This window comes from Henriciella litoralis (assembly GCF_002088935.1).
Lineage (GTDB): Bacteria > Pseudomonadota > Alphaproteobacteria > Caulobacterales > Hyphomonadaceae > Henriciella > Henriciella litoralis.
The window spans coordinates 1,134,114-1,158,186 of the sequence record NZ_NCSS01000006.1; the positions used below are offsets into that span (position 1 = coordinate 1,134,114).

At 60.1% G+C, this 24,073-nt stretch carries 24 protein-coding genes; 11 read left to right on the forward strand and 13 right to left on the reverse strand.

The genetic code is table 11. The features are described from left to right. The first annotated feature begins 432 nt into the window (after positions 1-432). The 5 genes from B8783_RS09015 (at position 433) to B8783_RS09035 (ending at position 4,845) form a co-directional block, all read left to right on the forward strand. Positions 433-735, forward strand: a complete 303-nt coding sequence (locus tag B8783_RS09015; RefSeq protein ID WP_084419840.1) for a PepSY domain-containing protein — start codon at positions 433-435, stop codon at positions 733-735. A gap of 76 nt (positions 736-811) precedes the next feature. Beyond that, positions 812-1,486, forward strand: a complete 675-nt coding sequence (locus B8783_RS09020; RefSeq protein WP_084419841.1) for a winged helix-turn-helix domain-containing protein — start codon at positions 812-814, stop codon at positions 1,484-1,486. Then, entirely contained in the window at positions 1,479-2,804 is a 1,326-nt protein-coding gene (locus tag B8783_RS09025) for a sensor histidine kinase (protein WP_084419842.1), read from the forward strand. Before B8783_RS09020 ends, B8783_RS09025 begins: the two co-directional genes overlap by 8 nt. Before the next feature lie 118 nt (positions 2,805-2,922). Then, complete coding sequence (locus tag B8783_RS09030; protein WP_084419843.1) at positions 2,923-3,936, forward strand: amidohydrolase family protein; 1,014 nt, start codon at positions 2,923-2,925, stop codon at positions 3,934-3,936. A 9-nt stretch (positions 3,937-3,945) separates the two neighbouring features. Beyond that, positions 3,946-4,845: a crotonase/enoyl-CoA hydratase family protein gene (locus B8783_RS09035; RefSeq protein WP_084419844.1), complete on the forward strand. Its 900-nt coding sequence runs from the start codon at positions 3,946-3,948 to the stop codon at positions 4,843-4,845. A gap of 102 nt (positions 4,846-4,947) precedes the next feature. Here B8783_RS09035 and B8783_RS09040 read toward each other — a convergent pair whose 3' ends face one another. Genes B8783_RS09040 through B8783_RS09050 form a run of 3 tightly spaced genes read right to left on the reverse strand, consistent with a single transcriptional unit; the run spans position 4,948 to position 7,365 of the window. Continuing rightward, the gene (locus B8783_RS09040) at positions 4,948-5,565 is read right to left on the reverse strand and encodes a GNAT family N-acetyltransferase (RefSeq protein ID WP_084419845.1); all 618 of its coding nucleotides are present in this window, start codon (positions 5,563-5,565) and stop codon (positions 4,948-4,950) included. Between the two features lie 4 nt (positions 5,566-5,569). Beyond that, complete coding sequence (locus B8783_RS09045; protein WP_084419846.1) at positions 5,570-6,433, reverse strand: ribokinase; 864 nt, start codon at positions 6,431-6,433, stop codon at positions 5,570-5,572. Further along, the gene (locus B8783_RS09050) at positions 6,430-7,365 is read right to left on the reverse strand and encodes a nucleoside hydrolase (protein WP_084419847.1); all 936 of its coding nucleotides are present in this window, start codon (positions 7,363-7,365) and stop codon (positions 6,430-6,432) included. The genes B8783_RS09045 and B8783_RS09050 overlap by 4 nt, the downstream gene beginning before the upstream one ends. 103 nt (positions 7,366-7,468) lie before the next feature. Here B8783_RS09050 and B8783_RS09055 point away from each other — a divergent pair, with 103 nt between their 5' ends. Continuing rightward, positions 7,469-8,176 carry a dienelactone hydrolase family protein gene (locus B8783_RS09055; protein WP_084419848.1) on the forward strand — a complete coding sequence of 236 codons (708 nt, stop codon included), beginning with the start codon at positions 7,469-7,471 and terminating at the stop codon, positions 8,174-8,176. 135 nt (positions 8,177-8,311) lie between these two features. Here B8783_RS09055 and B8783_RS09060 read toward each other — a convergent pair whose 3' ends face one another. The 3 genes from B8783_RS09060 to B8783_RS09070 form a co-directional block, all read right to left on the reverse strand. Beyond that, positions 8,312-9,685, reverse strand: coding sequence for a Na+/H+ antiporter NhaC family protein (locus B8783_RS09060; protein WP_084419849.1), 1,374 nt, complete (start codon positions 9,683-9,685; stop codon positions 8,312-8,314). 21 nt (positions 9,686-9,706) lie between these two features. Further along, positions 9,707-11,065 carry a dipeptidase gene (locus tag B8783_RS09065; RefSeq protein WP_084419850.1) on the reverse strand — a complete coding sequence of 453 codons (1,359 nt, stop codon included), beginning with the start codon at positions 11,063-11,065 and terminating at the stop codon, positions 9,707-9,709. A gap of 73 nt (positions 11,066-11,138) precedes the next feature. Then, entirely contained in the window at positions 11,139-12,446 is a 1,308-nt protein-coding gene (locus B8783_RS09070; protein WP_084419851.1) for a replication-associated recombination protein A, read from the reverse strand. A 59-nt stretch (positions 12,447-12,505) separates the two neighbouring features. On the opposite strand from B8783_RS09070, the gene B8783_RS09075 reads away from it, so the two are divergent. After that, positions 12,506-13,351 (forward strand): TauD/TfdA dioxygenase family protein, encoded by an 846-nt coding sequence (locus B8783_RS09075; RefSeq protein ID WP_084419852.1) that lies wholly within the window; start codon positions 12,506-12,508, stop codon positions 13,349-13,351. Positions 13,352-13,355: 4 nt separating this feature from the next. On the opposite strand, the gene B8783_RS09080 is transcribed toward B8783_RS09075, so the two are convergent. After that, positions 13,356-14,033, reverse strand: a complete 678-nt coding sequence (locus B8783_RS09080) for a Fe2+-dependent dioxygenase (RefSeq protein WP_084419853.1) — start codon at positions 14,031-14,033, stop codon at positions 13,356-13,358. 73 nt (positions 14,034-14,106) lie between these two features. On the opposite strand from B8783_RS09080, the gene B8783_RS18345 reads away from it, so the two are divergent. The 3 genes from B8783_RS18345 to B8783_RS09095 all read left to right on the forward strand — a co-directional run bounded on the left by B8783_RS18345 (position 14,107) and on the right by B8783_RS09095 (position 16,679). Further along, entirely contained in the window at positions 14,107-15,015 is a 909-nt protein-coding gene (locus tag B8783_RS18345) for a hypothetical protein (protein WP_139792314.1), read from the forward strand. 132 nt (positions 15,016-15,147) lie between these two features. Continuing rightward, positions 15,148-15,564, forward strand: coding sequence for a pyridoxamine 5'-phosphate oxidase family protein (locus B8783_RS09090; RefSeq protein ID WP_084419855.1), 417 nt, complete (start codon positions 15,148-15,150; stop codon positions 15,562-15,564). 215 nt (positions 15,565-15,779) lie between these two features. Beyond that, a complete protein-coding gene (locus B8783_RS09095) occupies positions 15,780-16,679 on the forward strand; it encodes a hypothetical protein (protein WP_084419856.1) in 900 nt (299 codons plus the stop codon). 24 nt (positions 16,680-16,703) lie between these two features. On the opposite strand, the gene B8783_RS09100 is transcribed toward B8783_RS09095, so the two are convergent. From B8783_RS09100 to B8783_RS09120, 5 genes are all read right to left on the reverse strand, one after another. Next, positions 16,704-18,713, reverse strand: coding sequence for a S9 family peptidase (locus B8783_RS09100; protein ID WP_084419857.1), 2,010 nt, complete (start codon positions 18,711-18,713; stop codon positions 16,704-16,706). Positions 18,714-18,789: 76 nt separating this feature from the next. Further along, complete coding sequence (locus tag B8783_RS09105) at positions 18,790-20,289, reverse strand: Do family serine endopeptidase (RefSeq protein WP_233355726.1); 1,500 nt, start codon at positions 20,287-20,289, stop codon at positions 18,790-18,792. A gap of 120 nt (positions 20,290-20,409) precedes the next feature. After that, positions 20,410-21,843 carry an MFS transporter gene (locus B8783_RS09110; RefSeq protein WP_084419858.1) on the reverse strand — a complete coding sequence of 478 codons (1,434 nt, stop codon included), beginning with the start codon at positions 21,841-21,843 and terminating at the stop codon, positions 20,410-20,412. 22 nt (positions 21,844-21,865) lie between these two features. Beyond that, the gene (locus B8783_RS09115; protein WP_084419859.1) at positions 21,866-22,156 is read right to left on the reverse strand and encodes a putative quinol monooxygenase; all 291 of its coding nucleotides are present in this window, start codon (positions 22,154-22,156) and stop codon (positions 21,866-21,868) included. Positions 22,157-22,237: 81 nt separating this feature from the next. Then, entirely contained in the window at positions 22,238-22,630 is a 393-nt protein-coding gene (locus B8783_RS09120; RefSeq protein WP_084419860.1) for a RidA family protein, read from the reverse strand. 67 nt (positions 22,631-22,697) lie between these two features. Between B8783_RS09120 and B8783_RS09125 the strand changes: the two genes are divergently transcribed. Continuing rightward, the gene (locus B8783_RS09125; RefSeq protein WP_084419861.1) at positions 22,698-23,195 is read left to right on the forward strand and encodes a hypothetical protein; all 498 of its coding nucleotides are present in this window, start codon (positions 22,698-22,700) and stop codon (positions 23,193-23,195) included. Between the two features lie 74 nt (positions 23,196-23,269). Here B8783_RS09125 and B8783_RS09130 read toward each other — a convergent pair whose 3' ends face one another. Continuing rightward, positions 23,270-24,067: a crotonase/enoyl-CoA hydratase family protein gene (locus tag B8783_RS09130; protein ID WP_084419862.1), complete on the reverse strand. Its 798-nt coding sequence runs from the start codon at positions 24,065-24,067 to the stop codon at positions 23,270-23,272. Positions 24,068-24,073: the final 6 nt, after the last annotated feature.

The following is a 24,073-nucleotide window of genomic DNA, read 5'->3' on the forward strand; positions in this document are numbered from 1 at the left end:
CCGGCCGGGTGGAGGTGAGGCGCGGAAACGACCGGTCGCTGCGGGCAGGGTTTAACGAAGCCTGCCAATGTGGTCCGGCGCCTGTAGTAAGCACCCGTGGGCGACAGCTCTCCCACGGACGGTCTCTCGGCGGCCTTGCGTATGATGCGTAGGGGCAAGGTTTCGCGGGCGCGTCTGGAACAGGCGCTTATCTAGCTGGCCGAAAGGCTGGCACTCCCATCAGCGTCCATTCAAGACGCGCCTGGCCCTGTCATCTTAGGCGGGGGAGTTCATGCGGAACGCCAGCGGGGTCCCGCGTGGCGATTTTGGCGCTTGGGGTCCCGGTCTCGAACATTGGGAAACTGTATACTTTCCGCAATCTCCTCTCCAGCGGGCAGGCTCCATAAAGGCCACACCAGACAAGAGCTGGAACCCAAAGAAGGAGACTATAAAATGAAACTTGCAGCAAAATCCGCCCTCACAGCCCTGTTCATCGGTGGCACCGCGACCGCTGGCCTCGCCATGGCGGACATTGAAGACGCCCGCGCCCTGTCCGAGGCCACGATAAGCCTCACGGACGCCATCGCGGCCGCGGAGACCCACACTGGCGGAACCGCCTACGAGGCTCAGATCGAAGACGATTCATTTTCGCCTGAGTTTGAAGTCGGCATTGTCGCAGACAACCTCATCTATGAGGTGCGCGTCGACGGGAATACCGGAGAGGTCATCTCGGCTCGCGAAGATCGCGACGACTAGCCCAATTCGACCCATGGATTACTTTCGCCCTGTCACCCATCTGGGTGGCAGGGCTTTCTAGCGAGGACTTGTCCGCATGCGCATCCTGCTAATCGAGGACGACCAGGAAACCGCCGACTACATCATGCGCGGTTTTCAGGAGTCCGGACAAGTCGTTGACCATTCCGTTGACGGTCATGACGGGCTGATGATGGCAACTGACGCCGCTTACGACGTTCTGATCGTTGACCGCATGCTGCCCCGGCTGGACGGGCTGAAACTCCTGTCCATGCTTCGCGCAGGCGGCAATACCAGCCCGGCGATCTTTCTGACGGCCGTTGGCGGTATTGATGATCGCGTCGAGGGGCTCGAAATCGCCGAAGACTATCTGGTCAAACCATTTGCGTTTGCGGAGCTTGAAGCGCGGGTAAAAGTGCTGCTACGCGACCGACAGGGGCAAACCGCTGAGGCCACCAGCCTCGCCACCGGCGACCTTACCCTGAACCGTCTCAACCGATCCGTTGAGCGTGCCGGTCAGGACATCAAGCTTCAACCAACCGAATTTCGCCTGCTAGAATTCATGCTGCGCAACAAGGGCAGCGTCGTGACCCGCACGATGCTGCTGGAAAACGTCTGGGACTTCAATTTCGACCCCCGCACCAACATCGTCGAGACCCATATCAGCCGGCTTCGGTCCAAGGTTGACCGCGGCTTTGACCGAGAGCTCATCCAGACGGTGCGCGGCGCAGGGTATCTCATCGAAGATGTATAGCTTCACCCGATCTTCCGGGTTTCGCCTGACGCTACTGGCGAGCGCCCTTTTCATTTTCTGCATGTCGTCGGTCGCCGTGTTTATCTATCTGGATGTCCGCGACGGGATGGAAGACCAGCTGCGAAGCCAGGTCGCAGCAGAGACGCGGCAATTGATGGGCGACTATGCTGATGATGGCCTCGATGAATTGCGCCACGACATCAGCGAACGTCTGGAACGCAATCCCGGTACCCGTTTGCGGTACACCTTGCAGAGCCCGGGCGGCGTCGCCCTGTTCGACAGGGTGCCCCTACCGCTTGAGGGCGGCTGGAGCCGGGTCGAACACCAGGAACAGACGCTCATTCAGCTGACGACTTCGCTGGACGAAGGCTACTTGCTCGGCGTCGCGGCTGACACCCGGTCAATCAAGGAGACCGCCGAGGCGCTTCGGCATGCGCTCCTGATCGTCATCATCCCGATGATTCTTCTGGCGGTCATCTGCGGCGCCATCATGAGTCGCAGATTTCTCTCCCGTGTCGAGCGGCTCCGGCAAACCGCAGACAGTATCGGCAAGGGGTCACTTTCCGCACGAATGGAGCTCAGCGGATCAGGCGACAATTTCGATGGCCTGATCTTCACGATTAACTCGATGCTCGACCGGATCGAGATGCTGGTTCACGAAGTCCGGCACACGGCAACCAACATTGCACATGACCTGCGGACCCCGCTCGGTCGCCTGCGCCAGCGCCTCGAAATCATCGAAGCGGACCAGACCGATGAGCACCTCCGCGAGAAAGTGCAGGATGCAACCGCCCTGCTGGATGAAACCCTCGAGACGTTTGCGGCAATGCTGACCATCGCAGAACTAGACGCGGGCGCGATCGGCAAAAATCGCGAAAAGGTTGACCTGCCTGCCCTTCTTCATCGCATGGCGGAAGCATTCGAGCCGGTGGCGTCAGAACATGGCAGTCACATAACTGTCGAAACAGACGGCCCGCAGGCGGCAACGGTCGATCGGGCTCTTTTTAACCAGTTGCTTTCGAACCTGATTGAAAATGCCCTCCGCCATAATGCTGAAGGCATTTGCATCACCCTTTCATGCGGCCATGAGAATGGGCATGACTTTGTCAGCGTCCGTGACAATGGACGAGGCATTCCGTCCGGTCAGCACGACACAGTCATCAAACCATTCCGGCGACTGGACCCCAGCCGAACGGCCGCTGGGAGCGGCCTTGGTCTGACTTTGGCAGCGAGCATTGCCAGACACCACGGAGCTGAACTCCAACTCGTAACTCATTCACCGGGACTGGAGGTCAGGATCGTATTTGGTGCGAACTAAACATACCAATCGTTGTCACCCGTCGTCGCGGCAGCTCTTGCATCCCGGCGCTATTGGTTCTGAATACGCAAACCGTCCCGCCAAGAGGACGCCTGCAAACAACTAGGGAGCCCGCGCAATGTTCGACAATAATGAATGGCTAAGCCAGCACCGCGAAGACGTGATCGATCCGGACCGCGAAATCGTCGATCCGCACCATCACCTCTGGCCGAAGGGCAATGCCGCCGGCCTCGTCTATGATCTGGAAGAGCTCTGGTCCGACACCGAAGACGGCCACAACGTCACCCAGACCATCTTCATGGAATGCGGATCATCCTATCGCGAAACCGGGCCGGATGAATTCAAGCCCATCGGCGAAACCGAATATATCGCAAAGGCGGCGGCCCTCTCGGCCCAAGACCCAAACAAGGCAACGATTGCCGCCTTTATCGGCCACGCAGACCTTCGCCTGCCCAATCTGGATGACATTCTCGACGCGCATATTGAGGCGGCCAATGGCCTCTTTCGCGGCATCCGCCATGCGGGCCCCTTCGACGCCGCCAGCGACCAGTTCACCATCAAACCGCGCGCGCCCGAAGGCCTCTACAAGGATGAAGCCTTCCGCCGCGGTGTCGCTCGGCTGGGTGAGCGCGGCATGACCTATGACACCTGGAATTATCACACGCAGATTCGCGACTTCGCAGACATCGCCGCTGCCGTTCCTGGCACCACAATGATCCTCGACCATTTCGGAACGCCGCTCGGCGTTGGCCCCTATACCGGCACGCACAAAGCGAATTTCGAGAAATGGAAAGACGACATCGCCGCCGTCGCGGAAAACCCGAACGTTTTCGCCAAGATCGGCGGGCTTGCCATGCCGGACAATGGCTTTGGCTGGAACACCCGCGACACGCCGGCGACCTCCGACGAGATCGTCGAGGCCCATGGCCCCTACTACCACCACACGATCAAATGCTTCGGCGCTGATCGCTGCATGTTCGAAAGCAATTTCCCGGTCGATCGTCTCTCGGTCAGCTACCGGGTCTACTGGAACGCCGCCAAGAAGATCGCCGCCGACTATTCCGAGCTTGAACAACAAGCCATGTTCAGCCGCGTCGCCCGCAAGGTCTACAAGATCGAACCGGAAAGCTGAGGCGCCATCATGTTTGAAGAGATCGTTTATGAAGTTGAGAGCGGCCGCGCCCGCATCACGCTGAACCGGCCTGACAAGCTGAACGCGCTGACGTTGAAAATGCAGGCTGAAATGTCAGAGGCCCTCTGGCAGGCGGACAATGACCGCGCCGTCCATTGCGTTATTATCAAGGGCGCAGGTCGGGGCTTTTCTGCGGGGTATGATCTTTCCGGCTCGGCCAGCGTACCAGTGTCCCGATTAGACGCAGAGACGAAAGCGACACGCGGCGGCCGGTCTGTCGATGATGATATTTGGCAACTGGAGCGCGCCCAGCGCTACCGCATGGCCATCTTCGACATGCACAAACCCGTCATCGCGCAGGTTCACGGCCCCTGCGTCGCAGGCGGAACCGACATTGCCCTCCTCTGCGACATGGTGATCATCGCCGATGATGCGACCGTCGCTTTCCCGGCTGGCCGCAACCTTGGCGCCCTGCCCAACCAGATGTGGCTCTACAATGTCGGCCCGCAATGGACCAAGCGCCTGATGCTGACCGGCGACTCTATCACCGGCACCGAAGCCGCCCAGCTCGGCTTTGCGATGAAATCCGTCCCGGCTGACAGGCTGGAAGCCGAAGTCGAAGGCCTCGCCGACCGCATGGCGCTGATCGACGCCGACATCCTTGCCGCAAACAAGCGCGCGGTAAATCTCGGCATGGAGCTGATGGGCGCACGCACAATGCAGCGTCTCGCCGCGGAGAATGATGTACGCGGCCACCAGGCCGCCAGCGCGCGTTCCTTCATCAAACATGTCGGCGATGTTGGCCTGCGTGAGGCTCTACGAGACAGGGATGCCCCCTTCGGCGATGGCCGCGCCCGTGTGAATGGCCCGGAAATCAGGGACAGCGATGGCAGGCTGGTTGAGGACTAAGCACCCGCGCCCTCGTCCTTCGACTTCGCTCAGGATGAGGGCTTATTGAGACGGTGGGACGGGGCTCATCCTGAGCGAAGTCGAAGGACGAGCCCGGGCATGCTACCTCGCCTGCCCCGCCATCCATGCCTCACGAGAAATTTCCCACACTTGAGACGCCCGCGTAGAACCATCTGGTCGCACGCTCTCGATATCGCCTTTGTATGCAAAACCCGTTTTCTGAAACAGCTTCTGGATACGGATATTATCAAGCGCGGTCGTATTGCAAAGGAGGTCCAGATCGAGCGTTTCAAACATCCAGGTGAACGTCCGCGCCATACCGGCGCCGCCCTGCCCCTTGTTCTGCACGTCTGGCCGCATCGCACCGGCCACTTCGCCCGCCGCCCATTCCGGCCAGACCCTGAGTTCGGAATAGCCCGAAATGTCTCCCGCCTCATCAAAGTTCAGGGAGAGCAGACCTTCCCCACACGCGTGTGCCGCAAGGTTCTTGTCGATCAGCGCCTCCACCGATGCCATCGTCAGGGGCCTCGGAAGCGAATAGATCCAGCGATTGACTTCCGGGTCCGCCAGAAACGCCAAAAGTTTCGGTACATCGGCGGGGGTCGCAATACGGGTCGATGCTGCCGTGCCGGGCAGCGCGTCGACACCGCGAACAGCCGCCCGGATAGCTTCTTCCCGTTTAGCAGACGTCCGATTTCGGCTGAAGGGAATATCGTCCATGCCGTCAACCTTGCGTCTTGAGAAAAGCCTCGACCTCTTCGCGCGTTGGGAGGCTCGGCTGCGCACCTTCCTTCGTCACAGCAAGCGCCCCGGCGGCCGAGGCAAACCTCAGCGCTTCGCCAGGATCCTGCCCTTCGGCCAGCGCAAGCACCAGCGCGCCGCAGAACGTGTCGCCTGCGCCTGTCGTATCGACAACAGGCACAGAGAAAACAGGCATGTGCACGAGTTCCTTCCCAGACCTGTAGAGCACCGCACCCGCACCGCCGAGTGTCAACGCAACAAGGCCATCGCCCCGGTGAAGATTGTCGCCATAAAACGCGGCTTCGACCTCGTTGACGATCAGAAGGTCGGCGCGTTCCAGCAGCCCGATTGGCGCGGGCATCGCGGGCGCGAGGTTTATGGCAAAAAGAGAAGTCTCAATGTCACTCGCCGCCATGACGGCTGCGACAGGCACTTCAAGCTGGCAGAGAACCGCGTCGCACGCCGACGTTTTCCTGACATCGCTGGCAGAGAGGTTAGCATTCGCGCCGCTCGCGACAACGATCTGGTTTTCCCCCTGCGCGTCGACGGCGATCAGCGCAACACCGGTGGCGTCGTCTTCGTCTTCAACAATACCGAAGAGATCGACCCCATCCCTCTTCAACAGAGCCAGTGCCGCCTCCGCGTTCGCATCCCGGCCAACGCGCGCGATCATCGACCCATCCGCGCCAAGCCGTCTTGCCGCAAGCGCCTGATTGGCACCCTTGCCACCGGGGTGCTGGGCGAAGGTCGCACCCGTCACCGTTTCGCCAGCCACTGGCAACGTTTCTGCCCGCGCGACCAGATCCAGATTGACCGAGCCGACGACCGTAATCTGCGGGGCCGTCATTCGCCGTACCGTCCGAGCTGTCCCAGCATTTCAGAAAACACGGAGTCGGCATCCGCCTTGTCATACCAGAGCACGTGGCCGTCTTCTGTGAAGGTCGGCACAGTCTTGCCGAAGCGCTCACCCGGTTCGGTCACGACCGTCACGGTCGCCTTGCGTCCTTCGAAAAGATCTGGCCGCAATAGCGAAAGCAAGGTTGACGGGTCATGCAGCGGCGCATGGCGCGCTTTCGCCTTCTCTTCCAGCTTGTTTGAGGCCGCCAGAAGGTCCGCTGCCGCCAAGGCCTGTTTCGAACCAAGCGCCCGCACCCGCTCCACCTGGTCATCGCTCATGCGAATCTGGTGGGTCACATCGAGATTGAGCACGCGCATGTCGATGCCAGACTGGAAGACGATCTGCGCGGCATGCGGATCGGCGAAAACGTTGAACTCGGCATGCGGGGTAATATTACCGCCCTCGCGGTCAGCGCCGCCCATAACCACGATTTCCTTGACGCCTCGGGCAATATCCGGCGCCATGGTCAGCGCCAGCGCAACATTCGTCATTGGCCCCGTCACAATCAGTGTTGCCGGAAACCCCTTCGTGGCGCGCAACGTGCGGATCAGGAAATTGACGGCATGGGTGCGTGACCCACGGATTTCAGGCTTGGGAAAATCAATCCCGCCAAGACCGGTTGAGCCATGAAAGTCCTCGGCGGTCACGGGATCACGCATCAAGGGCACCGGCGCGCCTGCACAGACCGGCACATCGCGGCCGCCGCCTGCAAGCTCGCGGATGATCCGGGCATTGAGATAGGTCAGTTTGCCGGGCACATTTCCGGCCACAGTTGTGATGCCAATCAGGTCCAGCCGATCGCTGGCCGCAAAGGCAATAAGCAAGGCGACTGCATCATCCAGACCCGGATCACAGTCGATTATGATTTGTCGTTTTCTCATTGTTTCAGAACATGAAGCCAGACTTTTAGTTCCGGCAAGGGCTGGCAGGCAGATTGTTTGCCCCTAAGTGTTTCAGGGTACGCTTAAAAAGGAGCCTCCACACATGTCGATCTCGACCAAATCCCTCGACTACGAACACGCCGGACAGACCTATGAAGGGTATCTGGCCCTGCCAGATGGCAAACCCAAAGCCGTTGTTGCCATCGCCCACGCATGGGGCGGGCAGGACGAATTCGACCACGGCAAAGCAAAAATGCTGGCCGAGTGGGGCTATGCCGGTTTTGCGATGGACGTTTATGGAAAAGGCAGACGCGGCAGCACCACGGAGGAATGCCAGGCCCTGATGGAGCCGCTCGCGTCCAACCGGTCAGAGCTTCAGAACCGTCTGAAACTCGGTCTGGAAACGGCGAAAAAGGAATCAGGCTGCGATACTGCGGCCGCAATTGGCTTCTGCTTTGGCGGCCTTTGCGTGCTCGATATGGCGCGCGCTGGCATGGACGTTGACGGCGTTGCCTCCTTCCACGGCCTACTCGGCGCCCCCGGCAACACCGATGGTCACAAGACCAAGTCCAGCATTCTCGTTCTTCACGGCTGGGATGACCCGATGGCAAAGCCTGAAGACGTGATGGCCTTCACCAAGGAAATGACTGAGGCCGACGCCGACTGGCAGCTGCATGCCTATGGCGGCACGATGCACGCCTTCACCAATCCGGGCGCAAACGACCCCGATTTCGGCACAGTCTACAATCCGAAGGCCGAACGTCGCAGCCTTGCGGCGCTGAAAGACTTCCTCGGCGAATTGTTCGACTAATCCTTAAGCACCGGACCTATCGCCCCGGGCGGTAGGTCCGCTCTGCATTCGCCTCCATATCTTCCCGGTCAATCAGGGCGATCCGGGTGTTTCCCGCGCGGCCTGGTGGCGAAAGAGGAATGAATACCACGCCCGTCAGCCAGAAACAGCGACGAGCCCAGCGAACAGATAGAGGCAGACGGCACCTGCGCCGGCCAGCAAAGCGTAGGGTAGCTGGGTGCGCACATGATCGATATGGTCACATCCAGCCGCAAGACTGGCGATAATAGACGTGTCAGAAATGGGTGAACAGTGGTCCCCAAAGACGCCGCCGCCGAGCACGGCTGCAAGCGCAAGCGATGGCGGAACGCCGCTCCCCAAAGCCAAGGGGAGTGCCACGGGCACCAGAATGCCATAGGTGCCCCAGCTGGTTCCCGTCGTGAAAGATGCTATCCCGGCAACCACGAAAATAATCGCCGGTAAGGCCCAAGCCAGCGGGAAGCCAGCGGCCAACCCTCCGAGGAATTCGCCTGTACCAAGCTCCTTCAGGCTGGCGCCGAGAATGAGCGCAAGGAAGATAACGGCAACGGCGGGCAACAAGTCCCCCATGCCCTTAAAGCCGGTCTCGATAAGGTTTTTCTCTGACGCTCGGCGCGTACGGGCGAGCATGATGAACGCCGTCGCCGTTGCAAGGCAAACCGCCCAGAGAATGGACTGGGACCCGGACCCTTCGAGGATGTTGCCGCCGCCTGTCCATACCATGAAACCGAGCGCGCCGAAGACGAGAACCGCCAATGGCAGGCCCATATTCATCGGGTGACCAGGCGCATCGCTCTGCTCATCAGTCGGGACAGGGCTGACGCGAACCTCAGCTTCCACACTCCGCAGCGGGCCGAAAGTGCGATCGGAAAACACGGTGACCCAGACCACGGCAAGGGTCAGCCAAGCGTAGAAATTGAGCGGAACAGTCGCAATGAGGACCGAAAGCGGGTTTGAGAAGGAATACTCGGAAATGAGCGCCAGAACATAAGCGCCCCAGCCGTTTAGCAGGATCAGGACGCTGATCGGCGCAGAGGTGGAATCGATGATGTAGGCCAGTCGCTCCCGGCTCATTTTCAGGCGATCAAACAGTGGGCGGCCCATGATCCCAGTGGCGAGCAGGCTGATATTGGTCTCGACGAAGATCAGCATGCCAACGAGCGTCGTCACCGCCCCTGCCCGGCGCCGCGTACCCGCTGCGCCGGTGCGCACCAGCCAGTCCACCATGCCTGAAATACCGCCTGACCGGCGCATATATTCGATCAGCGCACCGATGATCAGGCAAAACAGGAGGATACGCGTATTCCCGCCTCCGCCGAGCACGGACACGCCCCGCTCGATGCCATTCAGCAAGCCCATCGCCGGGTTGAAACCGGCCATGAGCGTCTCTGATAGCCAGATGGCAACGCCGAGTGCCCAATAGACATTGCGTGTCCATACAGCGATGGCGAGCGCAAGGATGGGCGGCGCGATTGTCAGCCAATCAGACATGTCCGCCGCCCTGCCAGCGCGCTATTTCAAGAGCGGCGGCGACGTCAGCTGGCTTGTGCGGGCAGCTTCGGCCTCCCGCAGCAGCCGGAGCATGTTGCCGCTCCAGAACTTCTGGACATCTTCCTCGCTATAGCCAGCTTCGAGAAGCGCAGCGGTCACTTTCGGCAGGAAGGTGATGTCCATCATACCTTCGACACCGCCGCCGCCATCCCAGTCGGCGCCCATACCGACATGATCGGGGCCAACAAGATCGAGGGCGTAGAGCGTTTGCTCCATGAATTTTTCAAAGCTGGAGCGAGGCGGCGGGAATTTTGCGTCCACGTCGCGGCGCGCTTCGAGGTATTTGGCCATCGTGTCGGCGTCCATGCTGGAAAACTCGCCATATTTGGCGGTCAGCCCCGCAAGCGCCTCGGAGCGCTCTGCCGAAGGCTCCAGTAGCTCAAGATAGGATCCAAGCGCGTTCATCTGGATCACGCCGCCATCTTCTGCGACAGCGATCAGCAATTCGTCCGGCACGTTGCGGAAATGCTCATACATCCCGTCGACGCCCGTGTGGGAAAGGATCAGCGGGGTGCTGGACACTTCGATCATGTCATACACGGTCTCGTCGGCGGCATGTGAGCCATCGAGGATGATGCCGAGTTCATTGGCCTTGCGGACGAGCTCTTCGCCGAGCGGAGAAAGCCCGCCAAAGGCTTCGGAGGACACATCCGTCGCGCTATCGGCGAACTGGTTATCGCGGCCATGAACCGGTCCGACCATGCGAACACCGCCAATGTAGAACGTTTCAAGCAAGGAGATATCCGTGCCGAGCGGATAGGAGTTCTCGATGCTCTGATAGACGACCCGTTTGCCTTCATCCGCAATGCGCTGCGCATCGTCGGCGGTGAACGCCAGCTCGACCTCATCGGCATATTTGCCTGCAAACTCGCGAATGGACATCTGACGCAGCAGCGCCGAGTTGCGCGCGGAGGCGTAAGACGCTTCATCCAGCGGCCCTTGCGGGGTGTAGATGACCCAGAAGCCGCCATCCAGACCGCCTTCTTTCATGCGAGGCAGGTCCACCTGTGTTCCGTTTTGCTCATAGGACTGGCGTTCAGAGAAGGTGTAGGCCGGCGTGTGGAAGAAGGCTGGCGTGTCGAGGTGGGTATCCAGGACCAGCATGCGCTGATGAAGGGCGAGGATATCCGAGGCGACACCGGATACCGGGACAATGGGTTTATCCGCCGTGTTGGCAGAATGCGGCTGAGCTTCCGGACTACCGGCTGGCGCCGACGGAATGATCTCGCTGCCGCTCGGCTCTGCGTCAGGGTTGCAGGCGGACAAAACTATCAGGCTACCTGCTGCTAGCAGGACGTATTTCAGGGGCGTCTTGGACATGGGACGAGCTCCGCTTCGATTTTCAGTTGGGGCGATACCACCAGAGTCTTGCCATTGCCGCAATGTAACAGTCTCAGGAAGAGCGCGTTTTACGCAAGTCTGCCCAACGTTTCAGCCGTTCGGCGATCGGACCTTCACGCCCTGCCCCCTTGGGCTGATAGAAAACCGGCCGATCCATGCCGTCCGGGAAATAGTTCTGACCGGAAAAGCCCTCTTCCGCGTCGTGGTCATAGGCATAGCCCTTGCCGTAACCTTCGCCCTTCATGAAGGCAGTCGGCGCGTTCAGGATATGCTTGGGCGGCATCAGTGAGCCGGTCTCCTTTGCGGCGCGCTGGGCAGCTTTCCAGCCGACATAGACGGCGTTGGACTTCGGCGCCGTCGCCAGATGCACGACAGCATGCGCGAGCGCGAGTTCGCCTTCCGGACTGCCAAGGCGCTCATAGGTCCGCGCCGCTTCGGCTGTGATCATCAGGCTTGTCGGGTCAGCAAGCCCGATATCCTCACTCGCCATGCGCACCAGTCGGCGGGCGAGATAAAGCGGGTCTTCGCCGCCTGTGATCATCCGGGCAAGCCAGTAAAGCGCTGCATCGGGGTCTGATCCGCGCACGGACTTATGCAGCGCAGAGATGAGGTTGTAGTGCTCCTCCCGGTCCTTGTCATAAGCTGGCGCGCGTTTCTGGAGGGCGGTGGAGAGCTGCTCAGCCGTCAGCGCCTTGCCATCATCAGCCAGCGTGAAAGCCTGCTCGGCCAGGTTCAACATGTAGCGGCCATCGCCATCGGCCATATCGACGAGCGCTTCGCGCGCACGCGGCTCAAGCGGCAGTTTGCGGTCTTCCAGCTTTTCGGCGCGCTGCAACAATTCTTCCAGCGCCTCTGGCGTCAGACGTTTCAGCGTCAGCACGGCGCAACGCGATAGCAGAGCGCCATTGATCTCGAAGCTTGGGTTCTCCGTTGTTGCGCCAACCAGCGTGACCACACCCGCCTCGACGAAGGGAAGAAACCCATCCTGCTGGGCACGGTTGAAGCGATGGATCTCATCAACAAAGAGCAGCGTGCCCTTGCCGGTGTTGCGCCGGTTCTCGGCCCGGTCAAAGGCCGCGCGCAAATCCTTCACGCCGGAGAAGACCGCGCTGATCGCCTCGAATTCGAGATCGGTTTCCTTGGCGAGCAGCCGCGCAATGGTCGTCTTGCCGACGCCGGGCGGGCCCCAGAAGATGATTGAAGAGAGGCGCTTCGTAGCGAGCATCCGCCCCAGCGCGCCGTCCGGCCCGATCAGATGATCTTGCCCGACCACTTCGGACAGCTTCGCCGGACGTAGCCGGTCCGCCAGGGGCCGAGGCGCCTCATCGGCCATACCAGATGCAGAGAAGAGATCACTCATGGCAAATCCCTAGCCCACGCCGCGCGCCGTGATAAGCTCGCAACTGGAGGAAACGCATCATGACACTGACCATAAAACCAAGCGGTCAGGCCTGCGGCGCAACGATTACTGGCCCTGACCTGTCAAAGCCGCTCGACCCTGAGACCATCGCCGACATCCGCTCGGCCTGGCTCGAACATCATGTCCTCGCCTTTCCGGATCAGCAGCTCAGCGACGATGATCTCGAACGCTTCACGCAATATTTCGGGCCGTTCGGGGACGATCCATTCATCGCGCCCATACCGGGGCGCGAGCATATCATCGCCGTGAAGCGCACCGCCGATGAGACCGGCCCTGTCTTCGCCGAGACTTGGCATTCGGACTGGAGCTTCCAGAACACCCCGCCCGCGGGCACCTGCCTCTATGGCATCACCATTCCGCCGGTCGGCGGCGACACGCTGTTCACCAACCAGCACAAGGCACTGGAAGAGATGCCCGGTGAGCTACGCAACAAACTCGAAGGCAGGATGGCAATCCATTCAGCTCGCAATGGCTACGGCAAGGCAGGGCTATATGGCGCCAAAGACGAGGGCCGCAGCATGGACATCAGATCCTCTGACGACGCCCTCGCAACGCAGCTCCACCCGATCATCCGCAAGCATCCCGAAACCGGAGAGGAAAGCCTGTTCGGCTGCGCGGGCTATATTATCGGCATTGAGGGCATGGGCGAGGAAGAGGGCTTCGCTCTGCTCACCGAACTCTATCGCTGGCAGACGCGGCCGGAGTTCCAGTACCGCCACAAATGGCAGCCAAACATGCTGCTCATGTGGGACAACCGCTCCTGCCTGCACATGGCGACCGGCGGCTATCAGGGCCATGACCGCCTGCTCCACCGCACGACCATCGGATCGCGCGCCGCCGCCTGAGCCCTCAGCTTTCCGCCCAGAGACGGCGCAGATTCGCGACGATCTTTGAAAGCGCGAGATGCTCGGGCGCTTCCTCCGGAAGGGAGCCGCGCATGGACGCTTTGAGATTGGCGAGGTCGAAGAGGATGTCGCGCTGCTCGCTGGTGCGGACCTGGCTCTGTACCCAGCCCACACAGACAATGCGTTGGCCGGAGGTGACCTGCTCCACCCGGTGAAGGCTGGTTGACGGATAGACAAGCAGGGACCCGGCCTCGAGCTTCATCGAATGGACCATGCCGGCCCAGTCAATGGTCAGCTCACCGCCCTCATAATCCTTCGGGTCGCTCAGGAAGAGCGTGAAGGAGAGATCGGTGCGGATGCGGTTTGCGCCGGTGCCCATCAGCGCATTGTCGACATGCGTGCCATAGCCCTGCCCCTCGCCGCTGCGGCTGACGAGCAGCCGAGACATTCGGGCCGGCTGGGCCGCAGCCTGAAAGACAGCGTTCTTCGTAATCGCCTCTTTCAGGCGGTTGCGTAGCACCGTGCCGGTTCGTGACTGAAGATCAGCCTGCTCATTGCGTTTGACCTTGGCCGCCTCAACACCGGCCGTCTTGCGCCCATCGGCCCAGCCAGTCTTCGCCAGTAGGTCGCGCACATCGGCGAGACCATCTGCATCCAGTATGTCGGGAATTGTGATCAGCATCTTGCGTTTGAGAATTATTTGCAGTTATAGCTAGCCATTCTTGAAGAACGCGCAACCATGAAAGTGCATTCAAATGGCATCGAAATACAAATCCCTCGCTGCGCTCGGCCTGTCCACCACTCTTCTTGGCGGCCTGGTAGCCTGCAGCAACGAAACCTCCGAGCCAACCCCCGCCCCAAGCGAGACGGCCGCGACTGAAACCCCGGAAGCTGGCTCCAGCGACCAGGCCGACGCACCGGCGACCACGGATACTTCCTATGTCATGTCGGGCGGCGAAGGCGAAGGAGAAGGTGGTGAAGGCGAAGGCGGCGAGGGTGAAGGCGGCGAAGGCGGCGTCAATATCGCTGCCGCCGCAGAAGACCCGGCTGTCTATCGCAGCGCCCTTGCCGTAACCGAGGCCCATATCCGCGCTGGCATCGATGCCCTGGACGCAGGTGAGCGCCGGGCAGCCGGTGAGATGTTCGCTCATCCGGTCAGCGAAATCCTGATCGACCTTGAACCGGTCCTCGTTCAGCAGGGTGTCGATCCGTTCGCTCAGAAACTGACCGACGCCTCGGCAGCTGTGTTCGCAGAGGAGTCGGCTGAAGATCTCCGCGCCCGCGCAGAGGATATTATCGCGACACTCCGCGCCGCCGCTGAGAAGGCTCCAGAAGGCGCCGACAGCACTGCTATCGTGGAAGCGAAAGTCATTGCCGACCAGATCAACCGCGCGACCGCTCAGTATGACTCCGCCTCGCGTACCGATGCCTATGAGCCCTATCTCGATGGCTATGGCTTTTACAGCACCGCTTCAGCCATGCTGAGCGACGACCGCGCCGCTATCGAAGCTGCGGCGCCGGAGTTCACCGCGCAAGCCGACGCGGTTCTCGCCCTCCTGGCCGATGCCTATCCCGGCGCAGCCCGTCCTGATGAACTCGATGCAGACCAGTCCGTTCTGACGGCTGCCAATTCGGAGCTGCAATTGCAGGCAAGCGGCCTCTAGGCCCTCCCGGGACTTTGAAAACCGAAAGGCCGGCTTCCACCAGATGGGACGCCGGCCTTTTTTGTGTCGGCGGGAACAGGTGTCCATCCGGCGGCATTCCTTTCCAGTCTGCACAGAAAGGAAAGACACCCCATGAGCCAGCTCAGCCTCGAGGACATCGCGCAGGAGATGCGCAAGATCGACATCACCATGATGTCCACTCACACAAGCGGCGAGGAAATCGCCGCGCGCCCGATGAGCAATAATCGCGACGTCGACTTTGACGGCACATCCTATTTCTTCGCCATGGACGACACGCGCACAATCTCAGACATCAGCAAGAACAAGAATGTTGGCCTCACCTATCTGGGCGATGACGGCTTGCAGATCGCGCTTGAAGGCGACGCAGAACTGGTCCGCGACAAGAGCGAGTTTGAAAGCCACTGGAACCCTGACCTCGACAAATGGTTCGAGGACGGCGTTGATACGGACGGCCTCGTCATGATCAAGGTCGACGCCACCCGCATCCATTACTGGAACGGACGCGAGGAAGGCGAGACCAAGGTCTGAGGTTTCCTGGTTCGCGTCGAACGTTTCGCCAGAAAGACTCGTTTCCAATTAGCCTCAACTCCTTCATGCGCCGCCCCCCGACGGAATCAGGTTTCCTGAAACGGTCTCATCGAGGCCGGACTGGCGTGCCCCTTTCCGAACGATGAGAGCGCAATTCATGTGACAAGGCGGTGAGGACAAGGCATATCTGGCGATGAGTAAGGGGGGGAAATGCAATGAAATCTATTTTCGCGGCGGCAATACTTTTGACCGTTGGTGCGGGGCCGGCTGTGGCCGAGGGGATCAAACCGGGGAGCTGGATTGCAGCAGGCGGCCAGTGTGACGCGCCCGCGCTGAGCTTTGGCGCTCCCGAAGCGAACGGCTATGCAATGGGCGCGGCGGTGATCGATGGAGCGAGGGTCGCGGTTAAGACCGGTGAGCTGTCGGCGCCAAGCTTCCTCGTCAATCCGGATACGGCGGACGAGTATCTGGTCCGCGCCGACTGGGACGGGACGTCAGTGCAGCTTATCCGCGTGCTTGGAGCACCAATGGATTCGGTGAAAGTCGGCGGGGTGAGCGTTGACGGGAAGACGCTGCAGACGCTGACGCGCTGCCCGGATGGCCAGCCGCCGCAACCCGCGCCGCCCCCGGCAGCCGCGACGGTCGACTTCCCGATGAGCAAGGCCGACCTGATTGGACACTGGGGCAGCAGCGACGAGAACGGCAACGCAGGCATGTTTCCCTGCACAGGCGACACGAAGTACGGTGTACCGGGCACAATGCAGTTCGAAGGCCGGAATATCGAGGTCTATGGCAGCTATGTCATCTTCGAGGGCGCGGACGGGCAGCTGTACAAGGGCAATCCGCACTATCTTAGCCCCATCCAGATCGTCAACCAGCCGGTCGCCTATGGTATCGCCTATCGGGACGGGGAAAATACCGTCGTGATGAAAGCAGTCAACGCCCTGAATTTCCGGATGGACCAGAACCGCGCAAAGGTCTTTGCGCCGCTCGAAGCGATGAGGAGCGGCAATGCACCAGACCCATCCTTCATGGTCTACAAGACCACTCAAACCTCATCCGAGGAGGACACCTCGCCTTTCACTGCACATGTAGTAAAATGCGTGGTGCGTTGATCGCACCACGCGCTTCGGCTGTCCCTACTCCGCCGCGCCTTCTGACGCAGATGCTTCCTGTATCGCGTCCGTCGCCATCTCGCCCTTCAGATAGGTGTCGAGGAAACTGACAAACGCTTCGGAGGCGGCGATGCGGTTCGCACGTTTCTGGAAGCCATGTCCCTCGTCAGGGAAGAGGACATACTCCACCGTCGCGCCATTTTCGCGCGCGGCAGCGACCAGCTCGTCGCTTTCCACTTGCAGAACGCGCGGATCGTTTGCCCCCTGGATGACAAGCATCGGCTTGGTGATCTGGTCGGCGTGGAAGAGTGGTGAAATCCGTTTCAAACGTTCAAGGTCCGTCGCCGGGTCGCCCATTTCATCGTAGAGCGCATCGCGGAAGCTGCCCCACCATGGCGGAATGCTCTCCAGTGTGCGCACCCAGTTTGTGACACCGAAAATATTGATCCCGACGTCAAAGACTTCCGGCTCAAATGCCAACGCGGCAGCCGTCATGAAGCCGCCATAGGAGCCGCCAATGATACCGATCTCATCAGGATTGATGCCTTCTATGCCTTCCAAATAAGTTCGCGCCCAGACGATATCCTGCAGATCGGCCTCGCCATGATTGCGGTCATCCATATGGAAGAAGGTTTTGCCATAGCCCGACGAGCCACGATTGTTCGCCGCCAGCACAGCATAACCATGGTTCACCAGATGCTGGATCGTCGCCGAATAGCCCTTGGTTGACTGACCGCCCGGCCCGCCATGCACCCAGACCAGCGCCGGCACCGGGTTCTCCGCTGAGGCCTGCTTCGGCATGTAAAAGATGCCCGGAATCTCCAGACCGTCGAAGCTTGGGTAACGAACTACCGTCGCCGTGACGAGGTCATCCTCATCAATACCGTCCGGCAGTGCATCGGTAAGGCGTGTCGCCATTCCGGTGTCCAGATCGGCGAGATAGAGATTGAAGGGCGACGTGTCGGTGTTCACGCCGAACGCAATCTGGCTCTCATCGCGGCTGAACCGGATCTGGCCCAGCTCCCCATCGGGTATGCCAGACAGGGAAACGTCTTCGCCGGTTTCATGGTCGTGAATCGTAACGTCGGTGACGGCGTCATTATTGACCGCAGACACCAGATACCGCCCGGTCGGGCTGTCAAACACGAAAGAAACGTCCCAATCAGCTTTGACCAGAGGGGCGCGATCCTTGGAGGCGAGGTTATAGGTCCAGGCCTGATTGAACTCACCAAATTCATTGGTCGCATAAATCAGCGTTTCGCTATCAGCGGTGAAGTCGTAGACGCCGTAGGCAATATCACCCTCATGTTCGCTGATCAGCACAGGGGTCGGTGCGTCGGCGTAAAGGTCCACGAGATAGATGTCAGAATCAGCGCTCGTGCGCTCCCTGGTCATGGCCAGCCAGCGCCCGTCGGGCGAAACATCGGCAATGGACATGCCCTCATTTTCGAAAACCAGCTCGCGCGAATAGTCCGCCGTTTTGTAGGCGTAGAGGTCGTCGGTCTCAGCGTCGCGTTCATTGGTGGCGATGTAGAAAACCTCGCCATCACCCCGCCAGCCGATGAAGCTTGCCCGCGTTTCCTCGCCGGGCGTCAGATCGACCAGGGTGCCATCCAGCTCCCGCACATAGACGTGGTCGATTTCGTTGCCACCGCCATCGGACGTCACGAGAACGCGGTCATCGCCCGGAAAGAAGGATTGCGCATAGACGGCATCACTATCTGACTCTGTCAGCGGAGATACATCGCCGGAGGCGTCCAGCGTGATAGCATTGTAGATACCGGTCTTGTCAGTTGAGGCCAGCATGGCGTCATCATCATGCGAGAAAATGAAACCGCTCGATGAGCCGAGCCTATAGCTCGTCGTTTCATGAAAGAGCGCCGCGGGATAGGTTTCAACGGAGGCGGCGACTGGCATCGCCTCTGCCTGCTGGTCGATGACCTCAGCAGACGTCGCAGCATCGTTTGACGGCGTCTGGGCACAGGCGACGGCCAATGCAGACGCGCCGATCGACAAGATAAGTTTCAGGGACATGCAGGAGCCTCCATAATCACAGTGCCCGAAACGCTAGCACTGTGATTATGAATTGGCGAGCCAGCCCGGCGAATTGCTAGAGGCGGACTGTTCCGCTGATCGAGCGGCCATTCCGGTCCAGTTCAATATCCCAGCTAGAGGTGTCCTGCTCCAGGATATCGGCGAGCTGCTTCAGGCTCTCAATCTTCTTGCCATTCACCGAAACGATGAGGTCACCCGGACGCACCACGCGCCAGGCATAAGCTCTCTGTTTGATACGTGTGACGAGGATACCGCTGTCGAACGGGTCGCGGCCAAGCTCTTCGGCCAGACGCGGCGAGAGCTCTGCCACTTCTGCGCCCGAGAACGGATGACGACCATCAAGCAGTTCCACTTCAGCTTTCGTTGCGCCCGGTGGCGGCGCGAGCGTCACGCGGACCTGCTCAAGGTTTCCGCCGCGCAGCACGGTCAGTTCGGACACCTCGCCCGGCGACCGCGTTGCGGCCAAGAATTTGAGGCCGCGCTCATCAAAGACTTCGCGGCCATCAATCATGGTGATGAGGTCACCACGCGATAGGCCTGCCTTATCAGATGGGCCATCGCCGAAGACTTCTGTCACCATAACACCAATCGGCCGGTCGAGCCCTTGCGCCTTGGCGATGTCATAGCTCACCGACTGCGCCTTCAGGCCAAGCCAAGGACGCACAATCATACCTTCGTTCACGGCGGCATCGACGACCCGGCGAACCATCTCGGCCGGGATCGCGAAACCAATGCCGTTGGAGCCGCCAGAGCGGGAGAAAATCGCGGTGTTCACGCCGACGAGCTGGCCGGTCGTATTGATCAGCGCGCCGCCAGAATTGCCCGGGTTCACGGCCGCATCGGTCTGCAGGAAGAAGGCATAATCCGACACGCCGACATCGGTTCGCGCCGTTGCGGAGATGATGCCGGTGGTCACGGTCTGGCCGACGCCAAACGGGTTACCGATGGCGAGGACGATATCCCCGACCTCGGTGTCGCGGGTGTCAGCATAATCGACGGTCGGCAGCGGGTCGCCGCCTGTGTCGATGCGAAGCACGGCGAGATCGGTCCGCTCATCAGCGAGGATCAGCTCAGCCTCGTACTCGCGCCGGTCAGACAGGACGACACGAAACTCGTCCGCACCGTTCACGACGTGATTATTCGTGACGATGACGCCGTCAGACGCGACGATGACACCGGACCCAAGGGAGTTCTGGACCTGCTCACGTGGGGCGCCGCCAAAGAACTGGCGGAAGACAGGGTCATTGGCGAAGGGCGACGCGTTCTGGCGCACCACTTTGCGGCTATAGACGCTGACCACAGCCGGAGAGACCGTCTTGACCAGAGGCGCGTAGGAGAGCTGGATTTCAGCCTGACTTTGCGGGACGCGCTTGTCCGGCATGAAGAAATTATCCGACTGGGTGGCCGCCTGCTCGACTTGCTGGTTGGACTGAGCGCCCGCCTGCCCAAAGGAAAAGAGCGGACTAACCACAACAGCGAGGAGCGCAAGAACGGCCACCGCTGTCAGGAAAAGCAATTTCGAAACGTGCCGTGTCATGGCTTTTGTATGGGTCATGAACATGGCTCTATTGCGGCGCACCGATGGACGCAATCGGGCGTATTATGAAAAGTCAGTCAGAATTCAACGGCGCCAACCAGTATCCAGCGTCTTCACTTACAAGCATTGATGGCCGCATTATTGGCTGCCGGGCCCCATTTCTTCAGACGCTTCCAACGCCCGAAGCTTGGTGAGATTGTCTTCATGGCTCGTCCGGCTGATCCGATAGAACGAGATACAGACAAGCATCAGCGCCCAGGAGGTCAACAAGCCGGCGGCATAGCCGATGCCGAGTGTACGTGTGGCGCCTTCAGTGATCTGGTCCGGAGCCATTCCGGCGGAGATGCCCGCGATTGACAGGATGATTGAGGCGGTCAGAACGCCTGCGCCCTGCGATAGCTTCCTGATGAAGCTGATGCCCGCAAAGAAGATGCCTTCCGAGCGGCGACCCGTCTGCACTTCGCTATCCTCGACAATGTCAGCGACCATGGAGCCGGCGAGCATCTGGTAAGCAATGATCAGGGCGACATCGAACACGGTGACGCAGAGCACGATAATGTAGAGTGCTTCGGTGCCGTTTGGCGGCAACAGTCCAAGAAGCCTTAGGATGACCGGTGCCGGGGCAAGTGTGAAAGCCACAATGCCAACCACGATCGCCCCGCGCTTTTTCCCGAACGTTTTGCCGACGATTGGCGCGAGGATCAGGGCAAGGACCGCCGAAGCGTAAACCCCGATCGTCAGCCCGGCGATCTGCTTGGGGCTGAACCCCCAATAGATCGAGTTGATATACTGATTAAGCGTGGCGGAAATACCCGTTGCGATAAGACCGCAAAGCGTTGCGACGAACAGGGCCCGGAAAGACGGATTAGCCACCGTTTCCATGATCTCGCCGAAGATCTTCCCGATCGTCAGCTGACGCGCGGCGGGCGGCGCTTTGAGATGCGGAATATGCCGGTGCGTGCCGAGCGCACAAATCAGCACCGCGAGCAATATACAGATCGACGCGACAAGGCCGTAAGTGTGCCAGCCCTGCAGATTGGTGAAATCGTTCTGAAGCAGAAACCAGAGCAACAGGATCTGAATGGACAGCCCGCCGAACCAGCCGAAGAAATAGCGAAACGACATCAAAGATGTGCGCGCATCATAATCCTGCGTCAGCTCTGCGGCGAGCGCCGTGCTCGGTACCTCGTAGAAGGTGAAAGCCAGCCGGACCAGTATCGTCATGGTCAGCAGCCACGGAAACAGGCCACTGCCCATCAGACCATCTGGCGGATTCCAGGTGAAGAAGTAGGCAAGCGCGACGGGGATCAGGGCGCCATACATGAACGGATGGCGGCGCCCCATTTTTGTACGCAGATTGTCAGACCAATAGCCGACGACCGGATCGGACACGGCATCGACTGCCAGCGCCAGGATCAGTGCGAGACCAACGAGACCTGCCGGGACGCCGAGGATCTGACTATAGAAAAACAGCAGGAAATAGTCGAAGCCGTTATTCTTGATTCCGTCGGCGGCGCCGCCAATGCCAAACGCCAGCCGAGTCGCAAGTCCAGGTTTCCGGAGCTCGGTCATCGCGCGTACCAGCTGTCAGAAATTATTCGACGATGTCGAAATATTCGACCTCTGGCTTTCCGGCGAGGCAGGCGCCGAGCTTTGGGCCTGCTGCTTTGAAATACTCTGTCTGTCCATGTGACTTCAGGGCGTCTTCGCTGGCATACTGCTCCATGAAGATGTAGCTCTGCGCCTCAGATTTTGACTTGTAGAGCTGATAAGTGAGGCAGCCGGGCTCGTTTGCCTTCACCTTCGCCATCAGATCTTTTCCGACCTGCTCAAATTCCTCATTCTTGCCGTCGACAACCATTAGCTTCACAACAACACCAATCATTCGTTTTCCTCCACTTGCGCCTCGCGCATTGATTTCGTGCACAGACCCTACCGGCTCGGCGGAAACCTACAAGGCATGACGTTACGACGGGTCGCGATAGGCCGTTACCTCGATCTCGATTTTCATTTCAGGTTCGATCAGGCCAGCGATAACCATTGTTGCAGCCGGTCGGATGGCGCCAAGTGCCTTTTCAAGCTCTGGCTTCAGCGCATCGAGAAGTGACCTGTCGACCAGCGTGTACTGGACCCGGACAATGTCCGCCAACGCAAACCCGGCCTGCTCCAGAACGCTTTCGATCGTGGCAAAACAATTGGCGGCCTGCCCTGCCACATCGTCGGGCAGCTCCATCGTTTCATAATTGTAGCCTGTCACCCCGGAGACAAAACACCAATCGCCCTGCACCACAGCGCGGGAGTAGCCCATCGTCTTCTCGAATGGCGAGCCGGTTGAAATGAGGCGTCGGGTAGAAGGCATAAGGTTGGTCTTTCCTGAGAGGCGTCAAACGCGTATCTTCTTATGTCATGAAGGTGAGGAGGACGCATTGAGAAAGCTTGTGCTGGCCGGGATTTTAGGCGTCGGCTTGCAATTGTCCGCCGCAGCTGAGCCATTTTATGGCAGTCTGGATGAAGAGGTTGAGGCCTTTCTAGGATCTTATGTGTATGTCGGCTGGGGAAGTGGGATGCCGACGCGGGACATTCTCAGCGCGCTGGAGCGATGCGATGACCCTCGCCCTGACGCCGAAGCCCCTGCGCCTTTCCAAACCGGCGATATCGCCGTCTACAGATTAGGCGACGATATCAAGATCGAGGGCGACCCGGTTGTTGGTGGACGGGACACGCTTAGCGTCTCGAACACTGTCGCCGAGCTTATCGACAATTTCACTTTCATCGGCAGCCATCAGACCGGCACAGTCGAACTCGCGCATTTCCACCGTGACGAAGGCATCTGGCCGGGCGTCTGGATAAAAGCCGATGGAAAGCTCGCTGGCGTCTACGCCACGTGCGAGGCCGTACGTCCGCGCCCAGTCGCGCAGGACTAGCTGCTTTCATCTTTCCGGGCGGCCAACCACCTCCAGCGCGAAAGCCGGAGGTGATCTGATGAGCTATCTAGCTACTAGCGCCCTTCGAACTTAGGCGCGCGTTTCTCGAGGATCGCGTGGACGCCTTCCATATGATCCTCGGTCTTGTGCATCAGCGCCTGCGAAGCGGCCGACAGCTCCATAATCGTCTCATAGGATGCGCTCTGGCCATGGCGCAGCAGCGTCTTGGCAAGGCGGAGCGCCTGCGGCGGCTGGGCAGCCATACGGTCGGCCAGTGAATAGGCAGAATCCATGAGCGCCGCGCCTGTATGCACTTCGGAGACCAGCCCCCAGTCGAGCGCCGTCTCCGCATCGATAACGTCACCGGTGAAAAGGAGCTGGGCAGCACGTGCATTGCCGATGATCCGCGGCAGGAGCCAGGCGCCGCCATCCCCCGGGATCAGACCGAGCTTCAGGAAGGTCACGCCGAATTTCGCCTTGTCTGATGCGATACGCACATCCGCCATGCAGGCGACATCACAGCCAAGGCCAATGGCCGCGCCGTTCACCGCAGAGATCAGCGGCACTTCCAGATTATAGAGTGATTTCACGACCATGTGGATGTTGCGGCGATAGCCGTTGCGAATGTCATATGGGCTGCCGCCAAAGGCGCCGGTTTCGTCGCGCATCGCTTTCACGTCGCCGCCCGCAGAGAAAGCACGGCCCTCACCTGTCAGCACAGCGACGCGAATGGATGGATCGGCTTCGATCTCGGCGCAGGCCGCTGCCACGGCCGGTCCGTCACCTTCCTGGCCGAGCGCGTTCATCATGTCAGGACGGGTCAGGGTGAGCGTCGCGATCGGGCCGGACTTTTCGAGCTTGATAACAGACATGCGGTC